General features: G+C 70.1%; 23 protein-coding genes. 9 read left to right on the forward strand and 14 right to left on the reverse strand.

What is annotated here, in order from left to right:
- Window position 1 precedes the first annotated feature (1 nt).
- From EWH70_RS24960 to EWH70_RS24975, 4 genes are all read right to left on the reverse strand, one after another.
- Window positions 2-1,975, reverse strand: a complete 1,974-nt coding sequence (locus EWH70_RS24960; RefSeq protein ID WP_130477950.1) for a CRTAC1 family protein — start codon at window positions 1,973-1,975, stop codon at window positions 2-4.
- Entirely contained in the window at window positions 1,972-2,952 is a 981-nt protein-coding gene (locus EWH70_RS24965; protein ID WP_130477951.1) for a DUF1702 family protein, read from the reverse strand. Before EWH70_RS24965 ends, EWH70_RS24960 begins: the two co-directional genes overlap by 4 nt.
- A 115-nt stretch (window positions 2,953-3,067) precedes the next feature.
- The gene (locus EWH70_RS24970) at window positions 3,068-4,054 is read right to left on the reverse strand and encodes a DUF1702 family protein (RefSeq protein ID WP_130477952.1); all 987 of its coding nucleotides are present in this window, start codon (window positions 4,052-4,054) and stop codon (window positions 3,068-3,070) included.
- Window positions 4,035-4,961: a helix-turn-helix transcriptional regulator gene (locus tag EWH70_RS24975; RefSeq protein WP_130477953.1), complete on the reverse strand. Its 927-nt coding sequence runs from the start codon at window positions 4,959-4,961 to the stop codon at window positions 4,035-4,037. Before EWH70_RS24975 ends, EWH70_RS24970 begins: the two co-directional genes overlap by 20 nt.
- A 412-nt stretch (window positions 4,962-5,373) precedes the next feature.
- Between EWH70_RS24975 and EWH70_RS24980 the strand changes: the two genes are divergently transcribed.
- Entirely contained in the window at window positions 5,374-5,979 is a 606-nt protein-coding gene (locus EWH70_RS24980; protein WP_130477954.1) for a response regulator transcription factor, read from the forward strand.
- 7 nt (window positions 5,980-5,986) lie between these two features.
- Here the strand turns inward: EWH70_RS24980 and EWH70_RS24985 are convergent, their stop codons facing one another.
- Window positions 5,987-7,408: a SagB family peptide dehydrogenase gene (locus EWH70_RS24985; protein WP_240687212.1), complete on the reverse strand. Its 1,422-nt coding sequence runs from the start codon at window positions 7,406-7,408 to the stop codon at window positions 5,987-5,989.
- Window positions 7,409-7,428: 20 nt separating this feature from the next.
- Window positions 7,429-9,669, reverse strand: coding sequence for a TOMM precursor leader peptide-binding protein (locus tag EWH70_RS24990; RefSeq protein WP_130478116.1), 2,241 nt, complete (start codon window positions 9,667-9,669; stop codon window positions 7,429-7,431).
- 223 nt (window positions 9,670-9,892) lie between these two features.
- On the opposite strand from EWH70_RS24990, the gene EWH70_RS24995 reads away from it, so the two are divergent.
- The 4 genes from EWH70_RS24995 (at window position 9,893) to EWH70_RS25010 (ending at window position 12,975) form a co-directional block, all read left to right on the forward strand.
- Window positions 9,893-10,714 (forward strand): AfsR/SARP family transcriptional regulator, encoded by an 822-nt coding sequence (locus EWH70_RS24995; RefSeq protein ID WP_130477955.1) that lies wholly within the window; start codon window positions 9,893-9,895, stop codon window positions 10,712-10,714.
- Window positions 10,715-10,747: 33 nt separating this feature from the next.
- Window positions 10,748-11,434, forward strand: coding sequence for a winged helix-turn-helix transcriptional regulator (locus tag EWH70_RS25000; protein WP_130477956.1), 687 nt, complete (start codon window positions 10,748-10,750; stop codon window positions 11,432-11,434).
- Between the two features lie 311 nt (window positions 11,435-11,745).
- The gene (locus tag EWH70_RS25005; protein WP_130477957.1) at window positions 11,746-11,988 is read left to right on the forward strand and encodes a hypothetical protein; all 243 of its coding nucleotides are present in this window, start codon (window positions 11,746-11,748) and stop codon (window positions 11,986-11,988) included.
- Window positions 11,989-12,048: 60 nt separating this feature from the next.
- Entirely contained in the window at window positions 12,049-12,975 is a 927-nt protein-coding gene (locus tag EWH70_RS25010) for a DMT family transporter (protein WP_130477958.1), read from the forward strand.
- On the opposite strand, the gene EWH70_RS25015 is transcribed toward EWH70_RS25010, so the two are convergent.
- The 8 genes from EWH70_RS25015 to EWH70_RS25050 form a co-directional block, all read right to left on the reverse strand.
- Window positions 12,941-13,462: a GNAT family N-acetyltransferase gene (locus EWH70_RS25015; protein WP_130477959.1), complete on the reverse strand. Its 522-nt coding sequence runs from the start codon at window positions 13,460-13,462 to the stop codon at window positions 12,941-12,943. The genes EWH70_RS25010 and EWH70_RS25015 overlap by 35 nt on opposite strands.
- Window positions 13,463-13,483: 21 nt before the next feature.
- The gene (locus EWH70_RS25020; RefSeq protein ID WP_130477960.1) at window positions 13,484-14,461 is read right to left on the reverse strand and encodes a class I SAM-dependent methyltransferase; all 978 of its coding nucleotides are present in this window, start codon (window positions 14,459-14,461) and stop codon (window positions 13,484-13,486) included.
- 91 nt (window positions 14,462-14,552) lie between these two features.
- On the reverse strand, window positions 14,553-15,782 hold the full coding sequence (locus EWH70_RS25025; RefSeq protein WP_130477961.1) for a class I SAM-dependent methyltransferase: 1,230 nt from the start codon (window positions 15,780-15,782) through the stop codon (window positions 14,553-14,555).
- 240 nt (window positions 15,783-16,022) lie between these two features.
- Window positions 16,023-17,015, reverse strand: a complete 993-nt coding sequence (locus EWH70_RS25030; protein ID WP_130477962.1) for a Gfo/Idh/MocA family protein — start codon at window positions 17,013-17,015, stop codon at window positions 16,023-16,025.
- 45 nt (window positions 17,016-17,060) lie between these two features.
- A complete protein-coding gene (locus EWH70_RS25035) occupies window positions 17,061-17,699 on the reverse strand; it encodes a dTDP-4-dehydrorhamnose 3,5-epimerase family protein (protein WP_240687213.1) in 639 nt (212 codons plus the stop codon).
- Window positions 17,700-17,739: 40 nt separating this feature from the next.
- The gene (locus EWH70_RS25040) at window positions 17,740-18,900 is read right to left on the reverse strand and encodes a nucleotide disphospho-sugar-binding domain-containing protein (RefSeq protein ID WP_130477963.1); all 1,161 of its coding nucleotides are present in this window, start codon (window positions 18,898-18,900) and stop codon (window positions 17,740-17,742) included.
- 48 nt (window positions 18,901-18,948) lie between these two features.
- Window positions 18,949-20,355 carry an NDP-hexose 2,3-dehydratase family protein gene (locus EWH70_RS25045; RefSeq protein ID WP_130477964.1) on the reverse strand — a complete coding sequence of 469 codons (1,407 nt, stop codon included), beginning with the start codon at window positions 20,353-20,355 and terminating at the stop codon, window positions 18,949-18,951.
- An 85-nt stretch (window positions 20,356-20,440) separates the two neighbouring features.
- The gene (locus EWH70_RS25050) at window positions 20,441-21,550 is read right to left on the reverse strand and encodes a DegT/DnrJ/EryC1/StrS family aminotransferase (RefSeq protein WP_130477965.1); all 1,110 of its coding nucleotides are present in this window, start codon (window positions 21,548-21,550) and stop codon (window positions 20,441-20,443) included.
- A 572-nt stretch (window positions 21,551-22,122) separates the two neighbouring features.
- Here EWH70_RS25050 and EWH70_RS25055 point away from each other — a divergent pair.
- From EWH70_RS25055 to EWH70_RS25070, 4 genes are all read left to right on the forward strand, one after another.
- Window positions 22,123-22,479: a hypothetical protein gene (locus tag EWH70_RS25055; protein WP_130477966.1), complete on the forward strand. Its 357-nt coding sequence runs from the start codon at window positions 22,123-22,125 to the stop codon at window positions 22,477-22,479.
- A gap of 133 nt (window positions 22,480-22,612) precedes the next feature.
- Entirely contained in the window at window positions 22,613-23,878 is a 1,266-nt protein-coding gene (locus EWH70_RS25060) for an activator-dependent family glycosyltransferase (protein ID WP_130477967.1), read from the forward strand.
- Window positions 23,879-23,989: 111 nt separating this feature from the next.
- Window positions 23,990-24,538, forward strand: a complete 549-nt coding sequence (locus tag EWH70_RS25065; RefSeq protein ID WP_130477968.1) for a PH domain-containing protein — start codon at window positions 23,990-23,992, stop codon at window positions 24,536-24,538.
- Window positions 24,535-26,073 (forward strand): PH domain-containing protein, encoded by a 1,539-nt coding sequence (locus EWH70_RS25070; RefSeq protein WP_130477969.1) that lies wholly within the window; start codon window positions 24,535-24,537, stop codon window positions 26,071-26,073. The genes EWH70_RS25065 and EWH70_RS25070 overlap by 4 nt, the downstream gene beginning before the upstream one ends.
- The last annotated feature ends 152 nt before the right edge of the window (window positions 26,074-26,225 follow it).

Below are 26,225 nucleotides of genomic sequence, written 5' to 3' on the forward strand. Positions count from 1 at the left end.
CTCACCTCTCCTTGGCCTGCGCGCCGAGCGTCAGCGAGTGCCAGCCCGGGGTCAGCTTGAGTTCCTGTTCACGGACCTGGCCGGACCGGTCGCGCCAGGTCAGCTTGACGTCGAGCGGGCCGTTGACGTCCGCGCCGAGTCCGATGTGGACGTCGGTGCTGCGCTTGCCGGAGTGGCCGCTGCCCCCGTCGACGTGACCGAGCAGCGTCCGCCCGTCCGGCGTCCGGACACACACCTGCGCGCCCACCACCGGCGAGCCGGGGCCCGGCTGGGTGCCCGGGGCGAGCGGGGTGTCGTGGGTCAGCCGCAGGCCGAGGAACGACCCGGCCGCCGGCGCGCTGTTCTGGTAGAAGACCGGCTGGTCCCACTGCCGTGCGACGGCCATGTCGATCCGGCCGTCGCCGTCGGCGTCACCGGTGGCGATGCCGCGGGTCGGTACCGGGACGGCGAGCCCGAGCTGCTCGGACAGGTTCTCGTAGCCGCCGCCCTCGCGCTTGACCAGGAACGCCAGGCGCTGGTTGCCCGCGATGTCGTCGCCCTTGACCACGTGCGGCCACCAGGCCGGGTCGGCCACCACGAGGTCGTTGGCGGTGGCCAGCTCCTGCAGCTGCGGCCAGCGGTTGTGCTGGCCCTTGACGAAGCCGGTGGCCTGCGCGATGGCCAGCTCACCGCTGTTGTTGAAGTCCTCCATCTTGATGTCCCACGCCCAGCCGGTCCACGCGGTGTTCTGGTCGGTGCTGCGGTCGACCCACGGCGCCTCGCCGTTCTGCAGCCGGGCCCGCAGTTCGGACGGACTGCTCGCGTCGGCCATGAACTGGAAGTTGCTCTCCTGGATGCCCCACGGGGTGGTGATGTTGCTGACGAACAGGTCGTACAGGCCGTCGCGGTCCAGGTCGCCCCAGTCCACGGCCATGCCCTTGAACGAGTCGGCGCCGATCCGCTTGGACTTGGGCACCGCCGGGTTGCGGGCGGCCTGCACCGGCTCGAACTTGATGTCGCCGGGGGTGGACCGGTTGTGCAGCATGGCGTCCTTGCCGTGGTCCTGGGCCAGGTACAGCTCCGGCAGCGCGTCACCGTCGACGTCGTTGGCACCGGCCCCCAGCACCCAGCCCTTGGACAGGTCCTTCGGCAGCACGTCGTCGAGCTGCTGGAAGGTCACCGGCGCCGGTTCGTCCGGCCCGCCGGGCCTGCCCACGCCGGTGAAGCGGAAGAAGTAGTCCTCACCGCCGTTGGCGGCGTTGGACAGCGAGTCGTTCATCGTCACCCCGCCGGACACCGACGGGTCGAGCACCGGGCCGTGCTGGAAGTAGTTGCCCAGGTAGATGTCGACGTGGCCGTCGCCGTCGAAGTCGTCGACCGCGACCGCGTTGCTGTTCCACTGTGGACCGTTGTATCGCGGTGCCGACGAGCCGGGAACCAGCTCGACGGCGTGGTAGGAACCGGCGCCGAGGCCCCGGCCGTCGGGCCGGGCCAGCTGCAGGATCGGCGTGCGGCCCCAGTAGTAGACCAGCAGGTCCATCCGGCCGTCCTCGTTGAAGTCGCCGGGCGCGCAGCCCATCGGCGCCAGCACGTCGTTCATCGGCAGTGTGCCCGGGCGCAGCGCGAACGGCGCGTACCGGCGGTCGCCCGCCCCCGGGGTGGGGGTGACGACGACCTGGTCGATGCGCGGGTCGGTGATGCACAGGTCGTTGGGCAGCCCGTCGCCGTCGAGGTCGTTCATCGAGATGCCGGCGCCCACCGAGGAGATCCACGCGTCGATGTGCTTGTAGTCCTGGTTGACCTCGCGGATCTCCTGCTGCGGGAACCCGCTGGGCATGGCGATGGACCGCGGCTCGAACCGGTACCCGGCGGCCAGCGAGTCCTGCTCGGCAGCCGACGTCTCGGGCAGGCGGCTGACCAGGAACATCGCCGCGACCAGCGCCAGCGCGACGATCCCGGCCAGCTGCTTGCGCAACCAGCGAACGGTCGCGGTCATGACGTGACACCTCCAAGGGAAACGAACTGGGCGCCGATGTCCCGGCGCCAGGTCTCGAACGCGGGCTCCGCGCCGTCGACCGGGTGGGCGGGCCGGACGTCCTGGGTGACCCGGGCGGCGGTCTCGGCGTCGGTGCCGCAGAGGATCCGGGCGGCCAGCCTGCTGTGCTCGCCCAGCAGCCCGGCCCTGGCCCTGGCCTCGGCGGCGAACGCGCTGCCCTGCGCCAGCGCCGCGCGGTGCTCGCCGGCTCGCTCGCGCAGCTGCTCCAGTTCCCGCTCGGTGACGCCGCCCGCGTAGGTGGCGGCCAGGCCGGTGCCGGCGTACAGGTCGGAGCGCCGGTGCGCGGCGAACCGTTCGATGATCGACGTGACCACGTCGACGTCGGTGCCGCCGATGAACCACAGCGCGCGGCCGATGCCCTGGTCGATGGCGCGGTTGGCGTAGCCGCCGGCCGGACCGCCAGGCCACGGGAACCGCTCCTCCTGGTACTGCTGGTCGATGTAGCGGTGGGTGCGGAAGTAGGCCTGGTGGAACCCGTAGCCGTCCAGGACCAGCCAGCGCAGCAACGGGTCGAACGCCTCCGGCGAGGGCCAGCGGAACCGCGGCAGCCGGGCCATGGCCCAGCCGACCCCGACGTAGATCAGGTAGTTGTGCGGCTCGCCGGGCCCGTTCAGGCTCGCCCGCACCCGGCCGCGGCCGCCGAACGGCAGCCCGTCCAGCATCGCCCAGCCCATTCCCGCGCCCTCGTAGGCGAAGCCGCGGAAACGTTCCTCTATCCGGTCGATCCGCGCCTGGGCGTCGGCGACCGTACGGGCCTCGACGGCGTTGCCGTACCCTTCGAGGAAGATCCTGCCGACCTTTTCCAGCAGTTCGACAGCGGCTGGGCTCTTCTTGTGGAATCCCCGCTTGTCCAGCGAGGTCTCGGAGACGTCCGGCGTCAGGACCCGGCGCCGCAGCGCCCGAAAACCGTAACCCAACTCGCTCTCCCCCTTACGGGTAGAATTGATTTTCCGATATAGGCTCACACGTACTCCGGCGGCCCAGCTACTCCCCCGTTGCGCGCCCGCTTTCTCAATTCCTGCGCAATTCCCGTTACGCCGCGGCCTGGACGGCGCCCGCGGTGAAGTGCCGCCGGATCCGCTCCCGCCACTGCTCGTAGGCGGGCTGTGGCCCCCGCTCGTCCGGCGCGACCGCCGTGCCGTCGGCCAGCTCGCGTGCCGCGTCGACGGTCAGGTCGGCGAGCACGGCGGCCGCGCGGCGGGTGTGCGGCGGCACGAACGACGCGTAGGTGCGGGCCTTGGCGGCGAACACCGTGCCCAGCGCCAGCTCGGCGTGGTGCTCTCCGGCCCGGCGCCGCAACGTGGTCAGGCCGGTGCGGTCGCACCCGCCGGCGAACGTCGCCGCCAGGCCGACACCGCTCCACAGGTCGGGCCGCCGCCGCTCGGCGAAGCGGTCCACGGCGTCGGCGACGGCCACCGGGTCGCCACCGTGGATGAACCACAGCGCCCGGCCGATGCCCTGGTCCACCGCCCGCGGGAAGTAGTCCTCCCGGCCCAGCCACGGGTAGGGCCGGGGCTCCTCCTGGCCGTCGACCCACCGTCCGGTGTGGAAGTAGGCCAGGTCGAAGCCGTACCCGTCGACGGCCAGCCAGCTCATCGTGGGGTGGTAGGGCGATCCGGTCAGGTCCGGCAGGACCTTCTTCCACAGCGGCCTGGGCAGGCGGGCCATGGCGAACCCGATGCCGATGTAGGCGAGGAAGATGTGCTGCGCACCGGGACCGGTCAGCAGTTCGGCGGTGCGGTCGCGCCGCCCGCCCGGCATGACGTCGAGGACGGTGCAGGCCATGGTCGCGCCCTCGTAGGCGAACCCCCGCTGCTCCGGCTCCACGAGCGCGAGCCTGCGTTCCAGCTCCCACAGCGAGGGCGCGTCGATCCCCCATTCGAAGCCGCAGATCACCGCCCTCGGCACGCTCTCCAGCCGCTCGGTGGCCGGCGTCGGCGTGACGGGGAAGCCCCGCCCGGCGAAGCTGACCGACCGCAGCGACGGCGTGAGCAGGCGCCTACGCAGCAGGCCGAACATCGTGCACCTCCCGGATTCCGCCCGGCGCCGCCACGGCCCGCAGCCGGGGCCGCCCGGCGTGCATGTGGTTCGCGGTCGGGTACTGCCGGCCCGCCAGCGTGATGGCGATCGGCGGGTCGGTCGGCCGCGGCGCACGCAGGCTCAGCCTGGTGACCGTTCCGCTGCCGCGCCGCACCACGCAGCGCGCGCTGCCGACGGTGAACGGTGTGACGGCCGGACCCGGGTGCTCGGCCACCGCCATGACCACCCACTCGCCGTCGGGAACGCCCTCGATCACGAAGTCGGTCGAGCCGGCGTCGCTGCGCCCGGTGAAGGCGACCGGCCCACGCTGCGGAACGGCGTCCGGGAACACCCCGATGACCAGGTTCGCGGCCGTGCCCGCCACGTCGACGTGACCGGTGACGACTCCGCCGCCGGAGGGTGCGGGGACACAGCCGACGTTCGACTCGCGCAGCTGGTGCACCGAGGGAACCCGGCGCAGCCGGGGTGACAGCGCGATCAGCAGCTCACCCACCTCCGGGTCACGGAACTGCGTCGGGGTCATGCCGACCGCGCGGGTGAACCGGCTGGTGAACGTGCCGACGCTGCTGTAGCCGACACCGCACACGATGTCGGAGACGGTCAGCGAGGTGGTCAGCAGCAGCCGCTTCGCCTCGAACAGCCGGACGGCGGTGAGATAGCGGCCCGGCGTCACCCCCACCGCCCTGGCGAAGATCCGGGAGAAGTGGAACGGGCTGACGTAGACCTCCGCGGCCAGTTCGGTCAGCGTGAGCGGCTCGAAATAGCGGGCGTGCATCGCCGAGATGGCCTGGTGTACCGCAGGCCGCAGGCAGGGCTCGGGCTCCGTCCGCGCACCGGGGTCGGCCCCCCTGGCCTGGCCGCGATCGGCAACGTGTAGTTTCACCATTTGTCGGATCCTCGAGTCAGACGAATTCTTCCTGTGCCCCCAGCGAAGCCGCGGAATGTTGCGCGGCACTTGACGCTCGATTGAGCCGGCCGGAAAACACCGCATTCGCCGGACAGCACAGCAGGCAAGGAGAAATAAATTCGTTCACCGAGCTTTCTTTTCCGCGACGGTGAAATTACTCCAAATGGCCCCTAGCTTGACCGAACAGATGCACCGGGTAACCGTGCGACCACGGCTACGAACCGTGACCACCTGCGGAGATAATTACCCACAAAGATCCACAATCACCCTCGTCACCCATTCGTCGCATCGCGGCAACGCGGCGAAAATGAGATATTTCACTCACGGAGAATCACGTAGACTCCGCACAATAGCTGGGGCATCTGGGGTTCGGGGAGACAGGAGGAGCAGGATGATTCGCGTCCTGCTTGCCGAAGACATGCACATGGTACGCGGCGCACTCGCCGCGCTGCTGAATCTGGAAAACGACATCGAGGTGGTCGCCGAGGTCGCCGAAGGCGACAAGATCCTTGGTATGGCTAAGGAAACGAAACCGGACGTCGCCATCATCGACATCGACCTGCCCGGAAAGGACGGGCTGACCGCCGCGGCCGAGCTGGGCAGGCACGTGCCCTGCTGCCACATCCTGGTTCTCACCTCACTCGGGCGGCCCGCGACGGTGCGCCGTGCACTGAACGCACGCGTCAACGGTTTTCTGCTCAAAGACGCTCCCTCGAACAAACTGGCGAACGCGGTGCGTTCCGTGGCGATCGGGCAACGTGTCATCGACGGGGAACTGGCCCTGTCGGCATGGGAGGCCGAAGAGTGCCCTCTCACCCCGCGAGAAGTCGAAATTCTCCGCCTCGCCGCAAACGGTAGCCAGGTTTCCGATATCGCCGCCAAACTTTTCCTGTCCACCGGCACAGTACGAAACTACCTGGCGAACGTCGTCACCAAGCTGAACGCCCGTAACCGGGTGGACGCCATCCGGATAGCCAACGACTCGGAATGGCTCTGACGCGGGGCTAGCTTCCGGCGTCCAGAACGCATTCGCCGATGCTGACCTCGGCGGGCCAGGACAGGCGCAGCGCACGGTCGACGCGGTCGCTCGCGTCGGCCGGGACCGGGTGCGCGGACAGTCCCATGGCCTTCGCGGTGAGGTACAGGGTCTGCTGGAACGCGCCGAGGTGCAGCAGCGCCGCGGCGTAGGCGGCGGGCCCGAGGACGTGCGACACCCGTTCCATGCGGACCGTCACGGTGATCACCGCGGCCGGCCTGCGCTGGCCCGCTCCGGCCACCATCGCCATGTCCAGCAGGGCCGCGACGTCGGCGGGATCGTCGTTGACCAGGGTCAGGACGTGCTCGGCAGGGTCGTAGTGGTGAACGGCCCTCGGCACACCGGTGCAGTCGTTCGCGGTCACGTACAGCTCGAGTTCGTAGAGGTTCGCGATGCTCAGGTACGGGCGTTGCGTCGCCAGCCGTCCTGGCCCGGCGACCGGCGAGGCGGTGCCGACCGAGCGGACCCGCGCGGACCGGTACAGCAGCTCGCCCAGCAGCGCTGCCGTGACCGGTGCGCCGGTGAAGGGCGGACAGCGGTGGTCGGACTCCAGCAGTGCCGCCAGGGAGGGTTCGTCGGCCGGGAGGTCACCGAGCGCCGGGACGGGCAGGCCGGTGCGGCTGCCCGCCGGCGGGCGGCGCAGCAGCGGCGGCTCGCCCGGTTCCGACCGCTCGGCGGGCCCGTTCGACGGGCGGGCCCTGCTGTGCACGTGGAACAACAGCTCGTGCGGCTCCCACCTGGTCAGCTCGGGATCGGTGTCCTCGTCGAACCGCGCGCCGCCGTCCCCGACCAGCACCACCCCCGCCGCCGCCAGGTAGGCGACGACGTCGGCGACGACATGCCGGGCCACCCCGGTCCGGCCGGCCAGGTCGGTGATCGAGGCAGGCGTGCTCAGGACGGCGGCCACCCGGGTGGCCGCGCTGCGGGCCAGCTGGACCCGGAAGTGGCTGCGCGGGCATTCCAGCACGAGCAGGCCGCCCACCGGCCGCAGCACGGCGAACCGGGACAGCCGCACCGGCACGTGGTCGGGCACCGGCCGCGGGGCCAGCGGGGGCGCCAGCCCCACCGGCAGCACCGACAGCAGCGGCCCCCGCCCGTCCCGCAGTCCCAGCGAGCGCACGACCGAACCGCTGAGCCGGTCCAGTACCCGGGTCAGCACCGGCGACTCCGGCGGGTCGGTCGCCGCGGGCCTGCGTGCCGGGGAGGTGACATTGCTGAGGCTGATCGGGCCGAGTGCCATGCGGCGCAACGACTCCACCACGACGGGTGCCGCCTCGCCGATCTCGAACTCGGCCTGCCTGGTGACCACGACCAGCCTGCCGTCGTCGCTGACCTCGACGAGGGTGTCTTCGGTGAGCGACCACAGCGGCATGGTCTCCGGCGTCGTCACGGAACGGTGCTCCTCGCGTGTCACAGGAACAGGGGGTAGGGGTTGAGCTGGGCGTACGGCGTCGGCCCGGCGAGCCGGCCCAGCCGCACGGGCACGTCGAACAGGCGGCCGGGGGCAAACCGGGCCCAGAACGACCGCAGGCCGGGCACCAGCACCTTCGCCACGGGCAGCCCGATGTCGGGCCGGGTCTGGTCGAGCACCAGCGTCTCCATGCCGTGCCCGGCGAGCAGGGTGACCAGGCGGCCGACGTCGTCGCGGACGTCGGCGGCGGGCTCGTACCGGAAGTCGGCGGGAACGCGTCCCGGTACCTCCGCCAGCGGGCGGAGGTAGGGCTGCCCGCCCGCGGTGGCGTGCTCCAGCCACCGGTTGGCGTCGGGGTCGTCGAGCGGGCGGCCGTCGTCGAGGACCACCGGCAGCAACTGGTTCAGCTCGCTGACCGCCCGGCGTGCGGCGATCACCGGGTCGAGGTGTGCGCCGAACCCGAACAGGATGCGCTCGGCGCCCGCACCGGTGCGCCGGGAGACCGCGACCATCACCGGCACGCCCAGGTCGGCGGTGACGTCGAGGACCCACAGCTGCCTGCCCAGGCCCGCGTGGTGGCCGGGCATCTCGGCCAGCCAGCCGTCACCGAACGCCGCGAGGTCCACCCCGGGCACCGGCGTGCGGTTGTACCACCACAACGCCACCGCGTCCCGCTCGATCAGCTCCAGCAGGCCCTGCAGGATGGCGTCCTCCAGGCTGCTGCCCGCGGCGGTGCCGTTGGAGTCGGCCCGGACACACCGCAGGCCGCCGTCGTCGGGCGCGCCGTAGTAGAGCAGGCCGGTCGGCAGCAACCGCTGCCGCTGCCGGGTGAGCGACCACAGCGGGGTCCAGTCCAGCTCGGCCCCGGCGTCGAACGGCTCGCACACGTGCTGGAACGCGGCGTGGTCGCGGTTCCACTCGCGGCGGTCGCGGTACTGGCGCTCGGAGTAGAGCAGGCAGTCGTTGGGGTGAACGGCGTCGGCGCCCAGCGACCGCAGCGAGCCCCGGATCCGCAGCTCGTCGCCCTGGAAGTTGCCGGAGTACCGTTCCACGGCTTCGCACAGCGCGCCGACCTCGGCGTCCAGCGCGGTGACGCCCTTGCCCCCGTTGGCACCCCGCAGGCAGGCCCGCAGCTCGTTCATGCCGGTCAGGCCCCGGACCACGTTCGGGCCGGACCGGAACGCGTTGGCGAACGCGGGACTGCGCGGGTCGGCGCCGACCTCGGCGACCACCCCGGTGACCGGGCTGACCAGGTGCCGGTAGCGGTCGAGGACCTGGGCGGGTGTGGACGTCCGGTGCCCGCCGGTGGACCCGGCGATCTTGCGGGCCTGCCGCAGCACCACCGGCTGCCGGGTGCGCTCGGCCACCAGCCCGGGGTCGCCGCATTCCGGGCACTGCGGGCGGCGGCGCAGCTCGTGCACCGTGCCCCGAAGGTCGAGGGAGTCGAGGACCCACACGCAGTCCTGCCCCGGGTAGCGGTACCCGGCCAGCCACTTGGTGATCTCCAGTGCCACGAGGTGGGCCGCCGCGGCCGTCAGCGGGGGTACCGAGGCCACCGGTGCGGGCGCCGGGCCGGTGTGTCCCAGTTCGGCCTGCACACACGCCTCGGCGTGCCGGTGGATCCACAGCCTGGCCGTCAGGCAGTGCCAGCAGGCCGACTCGCCGGGGCGCAGCACGGGGCCGAGCCAGACCTCGGAGCCGACCGGCTTGGCCAGCAGCCACGGGGTGCCCGCGGCCCGCTGCGCCGCGTCGACCTCGGCCAGCCGGGGATCGAGGTAGTCGGCACACAGGACCAGCGTGAGAGCCGGGCCTGCCTGGTGCCGCGGGGCGAGGTCGAGCCCGGCGCCGAGCAGCGCGGTCTTCACGGCACCGGCGTCCACCTCGTCGCCGAGGGAGACGACGTGCACTCCCCCGGCCGGCGCGCCGGCGTCGATCCCGCAGGCGTCCCAGTAGGCGGCCGCGCGCCCGTCGGTGACCTGATCGTCCGGCGCGCGCACCGTCAGCAGGTCGGCTTCGACCAGGCGGGCCAGCAACGCGGCGACCTCGTCGTGTCCCATGCCCGCCGGCCGCGCCCGCACCACGCTCGCGAAGTCCCTGGTGCCGTCCAGCAGGGCCGCGAGGGCGGCGATCTGCGCTCCCCGCATGGCGACGACACCCCGTTCGGAGAACAGGTAGGCCGCCTGGCCCGGATCGACCTCGGCACGCAGGTGGCGCCGGAAATGCAGCACCCGGTCGCTCATGGTCGCACCGCCTCCCCGGCGCACCGCACGCCGCTTGATGGGATCTTGCTGCGCGCGGGCCGCGGCGCCCAGTGTCCGGCTCACCGGTCCGGCATGTGAATTTCACATCCGGCCGGGCGAAACGCACGCGGCCGCTGGTGGCGGACTCACTGTTCGCCGACCGCGGCGCTCTGCCACTGTCGATGCCGAACCACCGTGGCCGGAACCGCAGGGGGCATGCGACATGCACACGGGAGACGCAGCGATCAACTCCGCTCGGCGGCCCCTCACCGGGCCGGACGAGGTCACGTTCACCTTGCTCGGCCCCGTGGAGGTTCTCCGTGACGGCGCCGACCACGCACCCACCACGCCGAAGGTGCGCCAGCTGCTGGCGCTGCTGCTGACCCGGCCCGGTGAGGTGATCCACATCGACTCGATCATCCAGGAGCTGTGGGCGAACCGTCCGCCGCGCAGCGTGCGCACCACGGTGCACACCTACGTCCACCACCTGCGGCGGATCATGGAGCAGCTGGGGTACGCGCCCGACGCCGTGCTCGTCACCAGGACGCCTGGGTACCAGCTGCGGATCGCACCGGCGCAGGTCGACGTGTCCGCCTTCCACCGGGAGTGCCAGCAGGGCCGGGACCTGTTGCGCCGGCAGGAATTCCTGGAGGCCGCCGCCCGGTTCCGGGCGGCGCAGGCGGTCTGGTCGGGCCCCCCGCTCGCCAACGTCCATTGTGGACCGTTGCTGACCGCTTACGGTGTGCAGCTGCTGGAACAGCGCCGGCACGCCCAGGATCTGCGGATCGAGGCGGAGATCAGTGGCGGGGCGCACCGGGAGCTGATCGGCGAGCTGCGTGCGCTCGCCGCGGCCAACCCGCTGGACGAGGGCGTCCACGGCCAGTTGATGCGCGTCCTCGGCCGCAGCGGCCGCCGCTCCGACGCGATGGCGTCCTACCGCCAGCTGCGCGCCCGGCTCAACGAGGAGCTCGGCGTCGAACCCTGCGGGGAACTCCAGCTGCTGCACCGGCAGCTGCTGTCCGACGGCCACCTCAAGGCCAGCTGACCGGCACCACCCGGCAACGACACGGAGGAACGCATGACCGCTCGCACCTACGGACAGTTCTGTGGTCTGGCCCGCGCCATGGAGATCATCGGCGAACGATGGTCGCTGCTGGTGATCAGGGACCTCGTGCTGGGCCCGAAACGCTTCACCGACCTGCAGCGGGGCCTGCCCAAGATCGCGCGGAGCATCCTGTCGGCCCGGCTCAACGAGCTGGAGGAGGCCGGCGTGGTCCGCCGCAGGGTCCTGCCCGACCTCGACGCGGCCGTGGTCTACGAGCTGACCGAGTACGGCAGCGAGCTGGACCGGATCCTGCTGCAGCTCGGCCTGTGGGGCGCGCGGTCACTCGGCGAGCCCGCGGCCGACGACGTGTTCACACCGGACGCCGCGATCCTGTCGCTGTACACGACCTTCCGCCCCGAGGCCGCGCTGGGCACCGCGCTGACCGTGGAGATCCGGCACTCTGCCGAGCTGATCGTGCACGCGCGGATCGACAACGGGGCCATCAAGGCCGACCGGGGCCCGTGCGCGGACGCGGACCTGGTGATCAAGCCGCGGGGCATGGCCATGCTGCTCCTGCTCAACGGCGGCCTGTCCGCCGCCGAGGCGCTGGCCGGCGGGCACGTCGGCATCGAGGGCCCGGCGCAGCACCTGGAAACCTTCACCCGGCTGTTCCACATCGCGGCGGCCCCGGCCCGGCCCGAGGGCCTGGTGGTGCACTGACCCGCTCCCGCGGCGCTGCCGTGAAGGGGGCCTTCACGGCGTCTCATGCCGTGAGGGCCCCCTTCACGGCAATGGTCCGCGGCTCGGTTCGTGCGGGAGGGTGGAGTTCGCGTGCGGGAGCGTGGGACTCGCGTGCACGACGGTGGGACTCGCGCGCCCGTACCCCGAGAGGGACGTCTCACCGTATGAACTCCACGCTCGTGCACGCGAACCCCACCCTCCGGCACGCGAACTCCACCTTCCCGCCCACATCCCGCCGGGCCCCGGCCGGGCGGCGGCGATGCCGTCACGGCGATGACTAGACTGCGGGCATGAGCGCCGAGGTGGACTACCCGCAGATCAAGCCCGAGCCGATCATGGCCGTCGCCGCCGCCGTGGTCGGTGTCGTCTGCCTGATCCTGGGCTTCACGGTGAGTGACGAGATGCTGCTGGCCTCGTTCAAGGACGGCAACGACATCTTCTTCTGGGGCGGCGGCATCCTGCTGGTCCTGTCGGTGCTGGTCGGCACGCTGGCCAAGCTGCCGCTGACCGCCGAGTCGCGCTCCGCGGAGTGACCAGCGCGACGTCGGAAAACCGCGTGAGGACTGTCGTGGCCACCGGCTAGCGTCGGGCCCATGCAGACCGGCTCGCGCAACTGGCCGGCCATCGCGGCCGCCTCCGTCACCGTCGTCCTGTGGGCGTCGGCCTTCGTCTCCATCCGCAGCGCGGGCGAGTCCTACTCGCCGGGCGCGCTGGCGCTGGGCAGGCTGGCGGCCGGGTCGCTCGTGCTGGTCGTGATCTGCCTGATCCGGCGGGTCGGCTTCCCGCCGAAGGCGGCGTGGCCGGGCATCCTCGGCTCCGGCCTGCTCTGGTTCGGCGCCTACATGGTGGCGCTGAACTGGGGTGAGCGCGAGGTCGACGCCGGCACGGCGGCGATGATCGTCAACATCGGGCCGATCCTCATCGCCCTGCTCAGCAGCCGCCTGCTCGGCGAGGGACTGCCGCCGCGGCTGCTCGCCGGGATGGCCGTGTCGTTCGCGGGCGCCGTGGTGGTCGGGTTCTCCATGTCCCAGGGCGCGGACGGGCATTCCTCGGTGCTCGGCGTCGTACTCTGCGTGATCGCCGCGGTGACCTACGCCGGCGGCGTGGTCGCGCAGAAACCGGCACTGCGCCACGCCGGGGCACTGCAGGTGACGACGTTCGGCTGTCTCGTCGGCACGATCGCCTGCCTGCCGTTCGCCGGGACGCTGATCACCGAGGCGGCCACCGCGCCGCTGCCTGCGACGCTGAACATGGTCTACCTCGGGGTGTTCCCGACCGCGCTGGCGTTCACCACGTGGGCGTTCGCGCTGGCCCGCACCACCGCAGGCCGGATGGGCGCCACCACCTACGCCGTGCCGGTCATCGTGGTCGGCCTGTCCTGGCTGGTTCTCGACGAGATCCCCGCCGTGCTGACGCTGGCGGGCGGCGCGCTCTGCCTGGCCGGGGTCGCCGTCTCCCGCGGGCGGGCGCGCAGGCCGGAGGCGGTCAGCGCGGCTCCGGCGGCGGACCACCGGTCGTGAGCGCGGCCAGCGGGCGCTGCACCCAGGCGATGTCGTGCCAGGCGTCCAGCTTCCAGCCGACGCCACGGTAGACGCCCACCTCGGTGAACCCGAGCGCCTTGTGCAGGCCGACGCTGGCGTCGTTGGGCAGGGTCATGCCGGCCACCGCGGTGCGGTAGCCGCGGGCGGCCAGCCGCTCGAACAACGCCTCGTACAGCGCCCGCCCACCGCCGCGGCGGCGCAGGCCCTGCTCCAGGTAGACGCTGACCTCGCAGGTGAACCGGTACGCCTCCCGGGTGCGGAACGGCCCGCCGTAGGCGTAGCCGACGACCCGGTCGTCCTCGGTCAGCACCAGCCAGGCGTGGGTGCGCAGCGCGGCGGCGATGCGGCCGGCCATCTGCTCGGGCGTCGGCGGTTCGGTCTCGAAGCTGATCGCGGTACCGGTGACGTACGGTGCGTAGATCGCCGCACACGCCACCGCGTCCGCTTCCGTCGCGTCGCGGATCACGACGCGAGGATACTCAGGACACTAGGCCAGCTCGAACACGACCGACGCGGCGGGGACGTCGACCGGGCGGACGTTCACGCACCGCCAGCCGCTCTCGGCGAACACACCTTCCCACTCGGCCAGCGTCGGCAGGTACACACCCATCAGGTCGTGTGCGGTCTCGAAGCCGACGGTGAACACCGGTTTGTCCCGGTCGGCGAACCCGTCGGCACGCGCCGTGTCGCCGAGCAGGAACCGCCGCACCTTCGGGAAGGCACCGCGCAGCTTGCGCAGGGTGGCGACGCAGTCCTCCCGCGGCCAGAAGTCGTGTCCCATCATGAAGCAGGTGAGCAGTTCGACCTCGCTGAACCGCGGGTCGGGCTCGAGTGACCGCACGTCGCCGCGGACGAAGTCCAGCCGCCCGGCGAAGCCGAGGCTGCCGGCATACTCGACCGCACTGTCCAAGGTGGACTGCGCGATGTCGACGCCGATCCCGCGGGCGTGCGGGTAGCGGGCGGCGATCTGGGCCAGCCTGCCACCACTGCCGCAGCCGAGGTCCGCGACCGTGGTGACGTCGAAGTCCAGCGCGTCCATGGCCTCCCAGAACACCGGGTCGAACGCCCGCTGGTTGATGTCCCGGCAGGCGAAGCCGATCGCCGCGGCGTCGCGCCGGTAGAACTGGCCCACCCGGTTCTCGTTGCGTACCACGGCCGGCATCTTCGAGAACAGCTCGCCGCAGCCGATGGTGAGCCAGTGGAAGAACGACTTGTCCTGGTAGACCTCGGCGAAGGCCGGTCCCGGCAGCACCATGTCGCCGTCGCGGACGACGACGTCGGCGGCGGCGAGCGCGGTGACCATCGCCCGCACCGACTGCTCGTGCAGGTTCTGCTTCTCGCAGAACTCGGGAAGGTCGAGAAGGCGGCTGTCGTGCAACTCGTCGAGCACGCCCACCTCCCACGCGGTGGCGATGGCGAACCCGGCCACCGTCGAGTTGAAGATGCTCGCGCTCCGTGTGCCCACGCTCTTCCCTTCACCGCGGCCGGAAACACCAGATGGGTCCGGCCCGCGTGACCACCGTCCGGTCACGCGGGCCGGTTGCTCACAGTCGTCGTCAGACGACGTGCACCTCGGGGACGTAGAGGATCCACTTGCCACCGGCGTCGCGGAACGCCTGCTCCTTGGCCATGATCTCCTCGGCGTGGTTCCACGCGAACAGCAGCGCGTAGTCGGGGTAGGGAGCGGAGAACGCCGCCGACTCCTTCACCGGAATGTGCGTACCGGGGCTGAGCCTGCCCTGCTTGGCCGGCGTGCTGTCGCACACGAACTCGACCAGGTCCGGGCCGATGCCGCACAGGTTGGTGACGGTGGCACTCTTGGCCGTGGCGCCGTAGGCGACCACGCGCTTGCCCTCGTCGCGCAGGCGGGTCAGCAGCGCGACCAGGTCCTCGCGGATCTTGAGCACCTTGGCGCCGAAGGCCTCCAGGGTGGCACGGTCGTTGAGCTTGCGGGCCTTCTCCTGTGCGAGCAGGTCCAGCATCTCCTGGGTCGGCTTGCGGGAGCCCTTGGGCGCCAGCGTGTAGCGCACCTCGCCGCCGTGGACGGTGAGCCGCTCGGCGTCCACCAGTTCCAGGCCGTGCCGCGAGGCCATCTCCTGCACCGACTGCAGGGTGAAGAAGTAGAAGTGCTCGTCGTAGATCTGGTCGAACGAGGTGCGCTCGACGATGTCGCCGAGGTAGGGGTCCTCGAAGACGAACACCCCGGTCGGCTTCAGCAGCGCCGCGACGCCGTCGAGGATCGAGTCCATGTACGGGATGTGGCACAGGGTGTTGGCCGCGTAGATCACGTCGGCGTTGCCCTCGGTCTTCACGATGTCCTGCGCGGTCTCCAGCTCGAAGAACGCCGTGCGGACCCGGATTCCCTTCGAGGCCGCGACGTCGGCCACGCTGGCCGAGGGCTCGACGCCGAGGTGCCGGACGCCCGCGTCGGCCAGCGTCTTCAGCATGACGCCGTCGTTGCAGCCCATCTCGACGACGAACGGGTCCGCACCGGTGAGCTCGGTGGTGAGCAGGCGCTTGGCCAGCGACTCGAAGTGGTTACGCATGAAGGTCGAGCCCGACGAGAAGTACGGGTAGGACTCGTTGAACATCAGGTCACGGGGTACCTCCTCCATGAGCTGCACCATGGTGCAGGTCTCGCAGAGGCCGACCGCCAGGCGGAAGAAGAACTCCTTGTCGAAGTCGGTACCGGGCTTGAGGAACGCGTCAGACAGCGGCTGCCGGCCGAAGTCGAAGAACTCCGTAACGGTTCCACCGCACACGCGGCACTGGGACGTGTTGGGCATTGAGACTCCTGAAAGACCGGGCCAGCGACTAGGAAAACAGATTCGCGTCGAAATGGACTTCCGAATGCTTTGCCGCAGCATTCAGTCCGTGCGACCACACGACTACGAGTGTGACCCATGAGCACCTCCGAATGGAAGTGCGCACGACCCCGGATCGGTGTCCCGCTGGCGGTACGGACGCCGAAACGAGGCGAGGCCATCGCCGGAACCGGCGATGGCCTCATGGTGGGCCTGGCAACGTCAGATCTTGATCCGGACCGCCTGCTGCGAGACCTGCTCCATCAGCGCGGCCTGCTCCAGGGTGCCCTCCTGTTCGGCCCGCAGTTCCTCGCCGCTCAGCACGGCGTTGACAAACGACCCGATGATGCTCGCGAACTGGTGATGGGCGGCCAGCGTGATCTCCTCGCGGTGGTCCTGGCGGTCGATGCGCACGACCGGCCGGTGGGTTTCCGGAGGCGTGAACGCCCAGTCCACCAGCAGCCGCCCGGTGCTGCCGAACACGCTGTAGGAATTCTGGTACGAATGCTCCATCCCGAACGACAGCTGCGCCGGAATTCCCTCCGGGCTGGTCAGCAACACGCTGCCCGACATCACCACGCCGGTGTCCGCGGTCTCCCGGAACACCGCGCCGACGACCGAGAGCTCCTTGCCCAGCACGTGCAGGGCGGCGCGGATCGGATAGCCGCCGAAGTCGAGGAAGGCACCCCCGCCCACGTCGGGCTGATAACGGATGTCGCCGTCGGGCTTCGGCGGGATGGTGAAGAACCCGTTGAATCCACGCACTTCGCCGATGTCGCCCTCGGCGATCATCTTACGGACCTCCGCGTGCTGCGTGTGGTGGAGGAACATGTAGTTCTCCAGCAGCAGGAGCCCCCGTGACCGAGCGAGGTCCATCAGCCGGTGCGATTCCTTGTAGCCGTCGGTCATCGGCTTCTCGACCAGTACGTGCTTGCCGGCCTCGAGGCACTTCTCCACCCATTCCGCGTGCATCATCAGCGGCAGCGGGATGTAGACGGCATCCACGCCGGGGTGTTCGGCGACCGCCTGGTAGCTGCCCAGTGGTTCCCCGCCGTAGCGGTCGGTGAACGTCCTGGCGCGCGCCAGGTCGCGGCTGCCGACCGCGACGACGTCGATCGCGGGGTTCGCCACCATCGCCGGCAGGGTCCGCCGCCACGCGATGTCAGCACAGCCGATGACACCGAAACGTACCCGCTGGGCTGTGTTGTCACTCATCATGTGAAAGCTCCGGGTGGTCGGAGGTGGACAGGGGCAGGCAGGTCACTTCGCGGTCAGCCGCGGCGGCCTTCCGGCCTTCAGCGCCGCGTAGTGCGCCACACACTCGTCATAGGTGGGCAACAGACCATCCGCCTCGGCCTGCTTCAGGCTCACCGCCCCGCCGTCCTTGTCGGACATGATCGCCGGTCCGGTCAGCGGCCAGGGGATACCGACATCGGGGTCCATCGGGTTGATCTCGAGCATCGTCCCTGGCACGTACTCCTCGGAGCAGAGGTAGTTCATGCAGGCATTGTCGGTCAACGCGATGAACGCGTGCCCGAGACCGTCGGCCAGGTACACCGCGATGCCCGAGTCCTCGTCCTGGTGGGTGACGTCGTACATACCGTAGGTCGGCGACCCGACCCGCAGGTCCACCACCACGTCCATGACCGCGCCACGCACGCAGGTGACCAGCTTCGCCTGTCCCGGCGGCAAGGCCGTCCCGTGGATCCCGCGCACCGTGTTCTTGCAGCTGGTCGAGTAGTTCGCCTGACCGACGACGAAGGGGTAGCCGATCACTTCCGACAGCGCGTCCGCGCGGAACGCCTCGTGGAACCGGCCACGACGGTCCGGGTACTGCTTCGGCACGATCCGGTAGGCATCGGCGATCGCCGTCTCGGTGATCGTCATCGTGCTCGACATGGTCCACCAACTCCCAAGATTGTCCGTGATGGAGTGCGCATCAGCCCACCAGCTTCCCCAGCAGGTCAACGATTTCGACCGGCGAGAGCTGCCCGGCGATCTCGTCGGAGACCCTACCCGCCGCCGCCGTGAACGTCCGTCCCGCCGAACTCGCGGATCTGCCGCCTCCGGGGTCGTCCTCGAGCAGGGTCCGGCACCGGCTGGTCACCCGCTCGGGGGTGATCTCGTCGAGCGCCAGGCTGAGGCCGGCCCCCGCGCGCACGACGGCGTCGGCGTTGTCGAACTGGTCGTCGATGTGCGGCAGGACGAGCTGCGGGCAGCCGGCCTCCAGCGCCGTCAGGACGGTGCCCTGTCCGCCGTGGTTGACCACCAGATCGCAGGTACGCAGCAACTGCGCCATCGGCAGGCGTCCGATGTGGACGGCGTGCTCGGCCAGTTCCGGCCACTGCGCCAGTACGTCGTCGTCGGCCGCGACACACAGCTCGGCGTCCAGGAGCGCGAGCCGGGCCAGCAGCGGCGCGACGACGTCACGCAGTCCCAGCGCGGCCATCCGGGGCAACAGGGTCCCGAACGTGACGCAGATCCGCCTGCGCGGCGGCTCGCCCAGCAGCCAGTCCGGGACACGGGCGTCGCCGTTGTAGGCGACCGCCCGGATCCCCCGGTGTCCCGCCGCGTACGGCAGTCGCATCCGGCGTGGCCAGGGGTTGAGCGTCTCCATCGGTTCCGGCAGGCCGGCGAGTACGTCGTCGCCGCCGAGCTGCGCCGCCACCTCGGGGGCGTACTCCGCGAGCGGCGCGACCCCCCAGTGGAAGCTCACCCTCGGCACGTCGAGTGCCGCGGCCGCCAGCGGCCCGGCGAACTCGGCCCGCTCACTGATCACGACGTCCGGCTTCCATGCAGCGACGACGGATCGTGCGCCGGGCAGGCAGTCCGCCGCGATCCGGCCGAATGCCCTGCCGTGGGCACGGCGCCGTGCCAGCACCGTGTCCTGCGACGCCGCCGGCTGGTCGGCGACCAGGTCGACGAAACCGGGCGGGTCACCCCACGACACCACCGGGAGCCCGGACCGCAGCACCACCGGCGCGAACCGTTCCGTCGTGGCCACCAGCACGTCGTGCCCGGCGACCCGCGCCGCCCACGCCAGCGGGACCATCGGGAAGAACTGGCCCCCGAGTGGCGCGGTCGTGAACAGCAGTCGCACGCCTGATCCCTTCCTTGCCGTCGTTTCGATGTGCCGGGACCGCCTCCGTCAGGACAGGCTGTGGATGCAGGCCAGCAGGCTGCGTGCCTCGATGTTGAGGTAGTGACCGTGCCGCAGCAGGTCGATCAGCTGCCGCACGGTCATCCAGCAGAAGTTCGGCGGCACGTCGACCGGGAAGTCCTGGCCCACCTCGATCAGCTGGTAGCGGGTCAGCGCGTTGTAGAACCGGCCACCCTCCTCCGACAGCATCCGGTCGTAGTGCGTGGTCCCGCCACCGGAGACGAGCAAGTCCCGCAGGAACGGCTCCTTGATGTCGGACACGGTCTGCCCGGGGTGCAGCTGGATGGTCGGCGACATCTCCACCATATCCATCAGCCCGTACTCCGGCCGGGCCTGCACCAGCAGGTGCAGCACGCCGTCGATGGGCCGGGCGACGAACGCCGCGTGCCCCTCCCCGCGCGGGTAGAGCAGCGGTTGCTGCCAGCTCTTGACCTCCCGCGTGCCTGCCTCGACCTCGACGCCGATGATGCGGAAGCTGCGCTCCTCGTGGTCGGCGATCTCGTGCTCACCACGCGTCCACCCGCTGACCTTGGCCAGCGGAACCAGCCGGGCCGACCAGTCGCAGCGGGTCTTGGCCTCGGTGAACCAGCTCAGGATCTCCCCCGCCGTGTGCCGGGCGGGCGCGGACCGGTCGGGCTGGTACTGGTAGGAGCGGATGAGGGCGTCGCGGAAGTCGTCGCCGGTGGGGGCGTCGGCCTCCCCCGGCAGTGAGAACGGCATGCAGGACAGCACGGTGCGCGCGTCCATGTTCACCAGGTTGTCGACCTGAGTGAGCTCGCCGATCTGCGCGAGGCTGAGCCAGCAGTAGTCCTCGTGCACCTCGACGTCGCCGGTCACCAGCACGACCATGTTGCGGTTGCGCTTGCGCCAGAACCAGGCGCCCTGCTCGGACTGCAGCACGTCGACGAGCACCTGCCCGCGGCCGGGGCCGACGAAGTACTCGAGGTAGCGCGTGGTGCTGCCCTTGTGCACCTGGGTGTAGTTGCTCCTGGTCGCCTGCACGGTCGGCGAGAGCTGCAGCGTGTTGACGTTGCCCGGCTCCATCTTGGCCTGCATCAGGCAGTGCAGCACGCCGTCGAACTCCTTGACGACGATGCCGAGGATGCCGATCTCGGGCTGGTTGATGATCGGCTGCGAACCGGTTTCCACGCCACCGCTGCGGATCTGCAGTCCCTCGATGGTGAAGAACCGCCCGCTGGCGTGCGCGAGGTTGCCGGTGTCGGATTCGAAGTGCCAGTCCTTCAGCGCAGTCAACGGCTTGCGCTCGACCGAGAAGTGGCCCGCTGCCATCCGCTGCGCCCACCAGGCGTGGAAGTCGCTGATGGACATCAGCGTGCTGTCCGGTGCCCAGGGCCGGTTGTCCAGTTCCCCGGGCAGAACCGCGAGTCGTTTCATGCTCGTGAGCCCTCCTGTCGTCCGAAGTGGATTACCGCCGGCCGCGGAGCTGTACTCGCGGTCCCGACCCGAGAAACGAAGACCGTCAGACCTTCTTGAGAATGTCCTGGACGAGGCCGACGACCCGCTCCTGCTCCAGGTCGGACAGCGACGCGTACATGGGCAGCGAGAAGATCTGGTCGGCGACCTCCTCGGTGACCGGCAACGACCCCTTCTGGTAGCCGAGGTGCGCGAACCCGGACTGGGTGTGCACCGGCCACGGGTAGCTGATGTTCAGCGAGACGTCGTGCTCCTTGAGCGCCTCGATGATCGCGTCGCGCTTGGGGTGGCGCACCACGTAGACGTAGTAGACGTGGTCGTTGCCCGGGGCCAGCCGCGGCGTGATCAGCTCGGTTCCGGCGAACGCCTCCTCGTAGCGGGCGGCGATGACCCGGCGCCGGGCGAGGTAGCCGTCGAGACGGGTCAGCTTGCGCCGCAGGATCTCCGCCTGCACCTCGTCGAGCCGGCTGTTGTAGCCGGGGGTCTCGACGACGTAGTAGACCTTCTCCATGCCGTAGTAACGCAGCCTGCGCAGCTTGGCGTCGGTCTCGGCGTCGTCGGTGATGACGGCACCGCCGTCACCGTAGGCACCGAGAACCTTGGTGGGGTAGAAGGAGAACGCGGCGGCCTTGCCCATCGTGCCCGCCATCCGGCCGTGGTGGCGCGCGCCGTGCGACTGGGCGCAGTCCTCCAGGATCGGCAGGCCGTGCTTGGCGGCGATGGCCTCCAGCGGGGCCATGTCGACGCACTGGCCGTACAGGTGCACCGGCAGCAGGGCCTTGGTGCGCTCGGTGATCACCGACTCCACCTGGTCGACCCGCATCAGGTAGGTGTCTGGGTCGATGTCGACGAACACCGGGGTGGCGCCGACGGCGTCGATGGCCAGTACGGTCGGGGCCGCGGTGTTGGACACCGTGATCACCTCGTCGCCCCGGCCGACGCCGAGCGCGCGCAGGCCGAGCACGATGGCGTTGGTCCCGTTGTCGACACCCACGCAGTGCGCGAGGCCGTGGTACTCGGCGTACTCCTCCTCGAACGCCTTCACGCTCGGGCCGAGGACGAGCTTGCCTGAGCGGAAGACGGTGTCGACCGCGTCCAGTATGTCGTCCCTTTCCTTCTCGTACTCGGGCAAATAACCCCAGACATACTGCGTCATCAGGCAGGTCACCTCCGTCAGGGCCAGCCGTAATCCGGCCAACAATGAACTAGTTCAGGGGACATCGAATTGAAATGATCTGCTCGGCAGGACACCGGCGCCCGGAAGCATTTCCGGAGGAAGCACTCGCTTCCGTCCTTATCGGATCACACCGGCCGACCACGCGGCAAGCAACGCTGACCTCGCATTTCCGCCGGCCGCGCAGCGGTCTCGGCCGTCCCATTCCAGCCCAGTTGGCAGCGGCAGGGCAAGGCAGGCCGGCCTTCGGTCCGCGACGGTCATCGGGCGTCCCGCCAGCGGGACGAAAGGAAAGGCGCACGACCTTGACAGCGAGATCCCGGTTATGTATTCGCTCACGCACGGGCCATAATTCACGGACAGCGGATTCATTGACCCGGTACCGGGACTTGGCTACTGTCGGTTCGGGTTCGGGCTGCCCACCTGGCAGACGGTCTCCCACCCACTCGCTCGAGGCGCCGACCCGGCCATCGTATTTCCCTTTCTCCCGCGATGTCGTCGATGTCGTCGCTTCGGTCGCACGAAGGAATGAACAAGAAGGGTCTGGTCCAGACATGTCCGACAACGATCTCGCCACCAAGGTCGATCTGACCGACGTCGACGACGTCGAGGCGATGGTGCGCAACATCGCCAAGATGATCTGCGCCGAGCAGCCCGACATGCCGGAGCCGGAGAGCCTGCGCGACCTGGACTCGTTCTCGGTGGTGCAGGTCCTGCTCGAGGTGGAGAACACCACCAACCGCAAGTTGCTGGAGAAGTTCGAGGACTTCACCGAGGGCGAGGAGTTCCGCGACCTCGCCGAGTTCATCGTCAAGATCGTCGCCGAGGTCGACGCCGAGGAGGCCGCGAAGGCCGAGGGCAACGGCCAGCCTGCCGCCGAGGAGAACGGACAGGCCAAGACCGGGAGCTGACCTCCGCGGTCACCGCGGGTCATGCCTGCGACAGGCCCCGAGGAGGCCACCGCCGTCGCACGGTGACGGCGGTGGCCTTCGTCATGCCGGCGCCACGCGGCACCCGTCCCGAGACGCACCCGAAGGAGAGATCATGCGTGTCCTGTTCGGCACCCAGCCCGCGGAAACCCTGTTCCACTTCATGGTTCCGCTGGCCTGGGCGCTGCGTTCGGCCGGTCACGAGGTGGTCGTCGCCAGCCAGCCGGAGTTCGCCCCGTCGATCCGGCAGGCCGGACTCACCGCCGTGCCCATCGGCAGGCGGTTCGGGCGCAACCCCGCCTTCGCCGAGCAGGAAGAGGTGCTGGAGGAGGACAACACCGGCTTCCCCCCGCCGCACGACGTGGTGGACCACCCGGAGAAGATCGAGTGGGACTACATGCGCTCCGGCTACGCCACGACGATCGCCTGGTGGAAGATCCTCAACGCCTCGGCCATCCACCAGTTGGTCGGGTTCGCCGAGCAGTGGCGGCCGGACCTGGTGATCTGGGAGCCGGGGTACTACGCGGGCCCGATCGCCGCCCAGGTCACCGGCGCGGCCCACGCCCGCCTGCTGTGGAGTGTCGACGTGTTCGGCGCGACCAGGGAGCACTTCCTGCGCCTGAAGGAACAGCGACCCACAGGCGACCGTGCCGATCCGCTGGCCGACTGGATCACCGCCTACACCACCAAGTACGGCGTGGAGTTCGCCGAGGAACTGGTGACCGGGCAGTACACCATCGACCCGCTGCCCAGCTCACTGGGCCTGGCCACCGGCCTTGCCCGGCTGCCGCTGCAGTACGTCCCGTACAACGGCCAGGCGACCGTCGACCCGTGGTTGTGGGACCCGCCGCCGGCCAAGCCGCGGGTCGCGCTGAGCCTGGGCACCAGCATCATCTCCGAGCGCGCCGGCGGCTACATCGTCGACGTCCAGGACCTGCTCGACGAGCTGGGCGGCCTGGACATCGAACTGGTGGCCACCATCGCCGAGGCCGAGCAGAAGAAGCTGCGCCGCGTGCCCGGCAACGCCCGGCTCGTCGCGTTCGCCCCGATGAACCACCTCGTGCCTTCCTGCGCCGCGGTCATCCACCACGCCGGCATCGGCACGCTCGCCACCACGTCGGTGCGCGGCGTGCCGCAGCTGTCCCTTCCCTGGGACGCCGACCAGCCACACCTGGCCAGGGCGCTGGCCGCGCAGGGTGGTGGTCTCACGGTGCCGGCGAAGGAGGCCACCGGCGCGCTGGTGCGGGAGAACCTGCTCCGGCTGCTGGAGGAGAGCTCGTTCCGGGACTCCGCGGCCGCGCTGCGCGAAGAGATGCTCACCATGCCGACACCGAGCCGGCTGGTCGGCACACTGGAGGAACTGGTGGCGGGACGCGGCTGAGCCCCGCCGTCCCGCCAGCGAGACGAAGGGGACCCCACCGCGATGGAAACGACGCCGCCGGACGGGCCACGGTCCGTTGTTGCCGTGGATGAGCTGATGCACGATGGCGACATGACCGAGAGCCCGGGGACCGAGCAGGCGGCCGAGACACCACAGCCGCCGATCGACGCCGAACTGCTCAGGATCCGTTCACCCCGCCACCGGCTGGACCCCAAGTTCATCGTCTGGCGCACGCTCAACACCCTCTTCTGGGGCATCGGCACGCTCGGTGTGCTGCTGTTCCCCTACTTCATGTGGGAGTCGACGAACCGGTGGCTGGGCCCGATCATCTGGGTCATCGCCGGCATCTACGTCGTGAACCTGCTCTTCATGCCGACCTACCGCTACTTCGTCCATCGCTGGGAGACCAGCGACGAGGCCGTCTACTCCCTCACCGGATGGATCACCAGGGAGTGGCGGATCGTGCCGATATCCCGCATCCAGAGCATCGACACCGTCAAGGGGCCGGTGCAGCAGCTGCTCGGCCTGGCGACGGTGAAGGTCACCACCGCCTCGGGCGAGGGCGGCATCACGATCGAGGGACTGTCGGTCGCGGTGGCCGAGGAGACCGTCCGCCACCTCAACGAGATCACCCAGGTCACCCCCGGGGACGCGACATGACCACGGGCCCGGTGACCTCGACGGCGGACGAGCCCGCCACCCTGCCCGCCGAGCCCGAGACGGCAGCGGAGCCGGACATCCCCTGGCTGGGCCTGAACTTCCGGGTGGTCTGGATCAACGCCGCGAAGGGGATCATCTCCTCGATTCCCGGCCTGATCGGCCTGGTCGTGTCCCCCGACGGCCCGATCTGGGAGCTGCTGATCCTCAGCGCGATCGGTCTCATCAGCACGATCCGGGACTTCCTGCGCTGGCTGACCACGAGATACCGCATCACCGACGAGCGGGTCGAACGCCGGACCGGCCTGTTCATCAAGCAGTACCGGCACGTTCCCAGGGAACGCATCCGCAGCGTCGACACCAGCGCGAAACTGCGGCACCGGCTGGTGAAGCTGCGCGTGGTCCACATCGGATCCGCGCAGGCGACCCTGTCCTCGGCGTTCAAGCTGGACGCGCTGTCCCGCGAGGCCGCCGACCAGCTCCGGCACGAGCTGCTGCCCGAACAGGACGTCCAGCCCGCCGACGACAGCGGGGAGACCCTCATCTCCCGCATCCACTGGTACTGGAACTTCTACAACATCCACGTCTGGTCGCTGCTCTACGGCGCGCTGCTGCTGGTCACCAACTACTTCTCCTTCCAGACGTTCGGCATCGACCTGCTGGAGGTCGCGCACGACCTCATCGTGTGGGCCGACCTCGGCGTCGGCTGGACCATCGCGGCCTGCGTCGGCGTGGTGTTCCTGCTCGGTGTCTTCGCCAGCGCCGTGGAGTTCTTCGTCCGGCACTGGAACTTCGAGCTGGTGCGCACCACCAACTCCACCGACGGCACCACGCTGCTCACCCGCCAGGGCCTGCTCAGTACGCGCACGGTCCACCGGGCGGCCCGCCGGATCCGCGGCATCCAGATCCGCGAACCACTGGTGTGGCGGTGGATGAAGCTCGCGGAGACGAAGGTCATCACCACCGGGCTGCAGGCCGCCTCGCAGGGCGAGACGGCGAACATCCTTCCCCGCGGGCCGCTGCACGAGGCACTGCACGCGGCGACCTACGTCATCCCCGGACGGCTCAGACCGCTGGAGGTGCCGCTGAACCGGCACCCGTTCAGTGCCCTGACCCGGCGGCTCTGGTGGGCGACCTGGGTACCGGCCGCGGTGGCCGGGATCCTGTTCTGGCTCGGCGCCATCGACATAGTGCCCGACGACATCTGGGTCATTCCACTGTGGACGTGGCCGTTGATGTGGGTGCTGGCACTGGTGGCCTACCGCGCACTCGGCCACACTCTGGTGGGGCCGTACCTGGTGGTGCGCAGCGGGGTCACCGCGCGGGCGACGTCCGTGCTGCTCTCCCGCGCGGTCATCGGCTGGCGGGTGCGGCAGACCATCTTCCAGCGATTGCGTGGCCGGGTGACCGTGGGGATTCCGACCGCGGCCGGCGACCGCTACTATCGAGCACCGGACGTCAGCACGAAGCAGGCCCTTTCGTTCATCTCCGGCGCCACCCCCGGGCTGGCGGCCGAGTTCATCGAAGAATCGCATTGACGGCCACACCTCGCCGCTCATTTCGGCAGCACTGAATACGTCGTCCGCGCGGCTGTGAAAACGCGATCGATCGCGGTACTTTCAAGACGGAACCTAGATCACCCACCGAGGTAGATTTGGGAGTTGAGTTATGCGGCAGACCACCCTCGCAG

It is taken from the genome of Amycolatopsis suaedae, from assembly GCF_004214935.1.
Taxonomy (GTDB): domain Bacteria; phylum Actinomycetota; class Actinomycetes; order Mycobacteriales; family Pseudonocardiaceae; genus Amycolatopsis; species Amycolatopsis suaedae.

Bases quoted from the DNA above. Each gene is read 5' to 3' on its own strand.
- EWH70_RS25000 (WP_130477956.1), top strand. From the start codon at position 10,748: ATGACCGCTCGCACCTACGGACAGTTCTGTGGTCTGGCCCGCGCCATG.
- EWH70_RS24990 (WP_130478116.1), bottom strand. From the start codon at position 9,669: ATGAGCGACCGGGTGCTGCATTTCCGGCGCCACCTGCGTGCCGAGGTC.
- EWH70_RS24980 (WP_130477954.1), top strand. From the start codon at position 5,374: ATGATTCGCGTCCTGCTTGCCGAAGACATGCACATGGTACGCGGCGCA.
- EWH70_RS24975 (WP_130477953.1), bottom strand. From the start codon at position 4,961: ATGGTGAAACTACACGTTGCCGATCGCGGCCAGGCCAGGGGGGCCGAC.
- EWH70_RS25050 (WP_130477965.1), bottom strand. From the start codon at position 21,550: ATGACGCAGTATGTCTGGGGTTATTTGCCCGAGTACGAGAAGGAAAGG.
- EWH70_RS24995 (WP_130477955.1), top strand. From the start codon at position 9,893: ATGCACACGGGAGACGCAGCGATCAACTCCGCTCGGCGGCCCCTCACC.
- EWH70_RS25060 (WP_130477967.1), top strand. From the start codon at position 22,613: ATGCGTGTCCTGTTCGGCACCCAGCCCGCGGAAACCCTGTTCCACTTC.
- EWH70_RS25010 (WP_130477958.1), top strand. From the start codon at position 12,049: ATGCAGACCGGCTCGCGCAACTGGCCGGCCATCGCGGCCGCCTCCGTC.
- EWH70_RS25070 (WP_130477969.1), top strand. From the start codon at position 24,535: ATGACCACGGGCCCGGTGACCTCGACGGCGGACGAGCCCGCCACCCTG.
- EWH70_RS25035 (WP_240687213.1), bottom strand. From the start codon at position 17,699: ATGTCGAGCACGATGACGATCACCGAGACGGCGATCGCCGATGCCTAC.
- EWH70_RS25005 (WP_130477957.1), top strand. From the start codon at position 11,746: ATGAGCGCCGAGGTGGACTACCCGCAGATCAAGCCCGAGCCGATCATG.
- EWH70_RS25065 (WP_130477968.1), top strand. From the start codon at position 23,990: ATGACCGAGAGCCCGGGGACCGAGCAGGCGGCCGAGACACCACAGCCG.
- EWH70_RS25055 (WP_130477966.1), top strand. From the start codon at position 22,123: ATGTCCGACAACGATCTCGCCACCAAGGTCGATCTGACCGACGTCGAC.
- EWH70_RS25025 (WP_130477961.1), bottom strand. From the start codon at position 15,782: ATGCCCAACACGTCCCAGTGCCGCGTGTGCGGTGGAACCGTTACGGAG.
- EWH70_RS24970 (WP_130477952.1), bottom strand. From the start codon at position 4,054: ATGTTCGGCCTGCTGCGTAGGCGCCTGCTCACGCCGTCGCTGCGGTCG.
- EWH70_RS25045 (WP_130477964.1), bottom strand. From the start codon at position 20,355: ATGAAACGACTCGCGGTTCTGCCCGGGGAACTGGACAACCGGCCCTGG.
- EWH70_RS24960 (WP_130477950.1), bottom strand. From the start codon at position 1,975: ATGACCGCGACCGTTCGCTGGTTGCGCAAGCAGCTGGCCGGGATCGTC.
- EWH70_RS25030 (WP_130477962.1), bottom strand. From the start codon at position 17,015: ATGAGTGACAACACAGCCCAGCGGGTACGTTTCGGTGTCATCGGCTGT.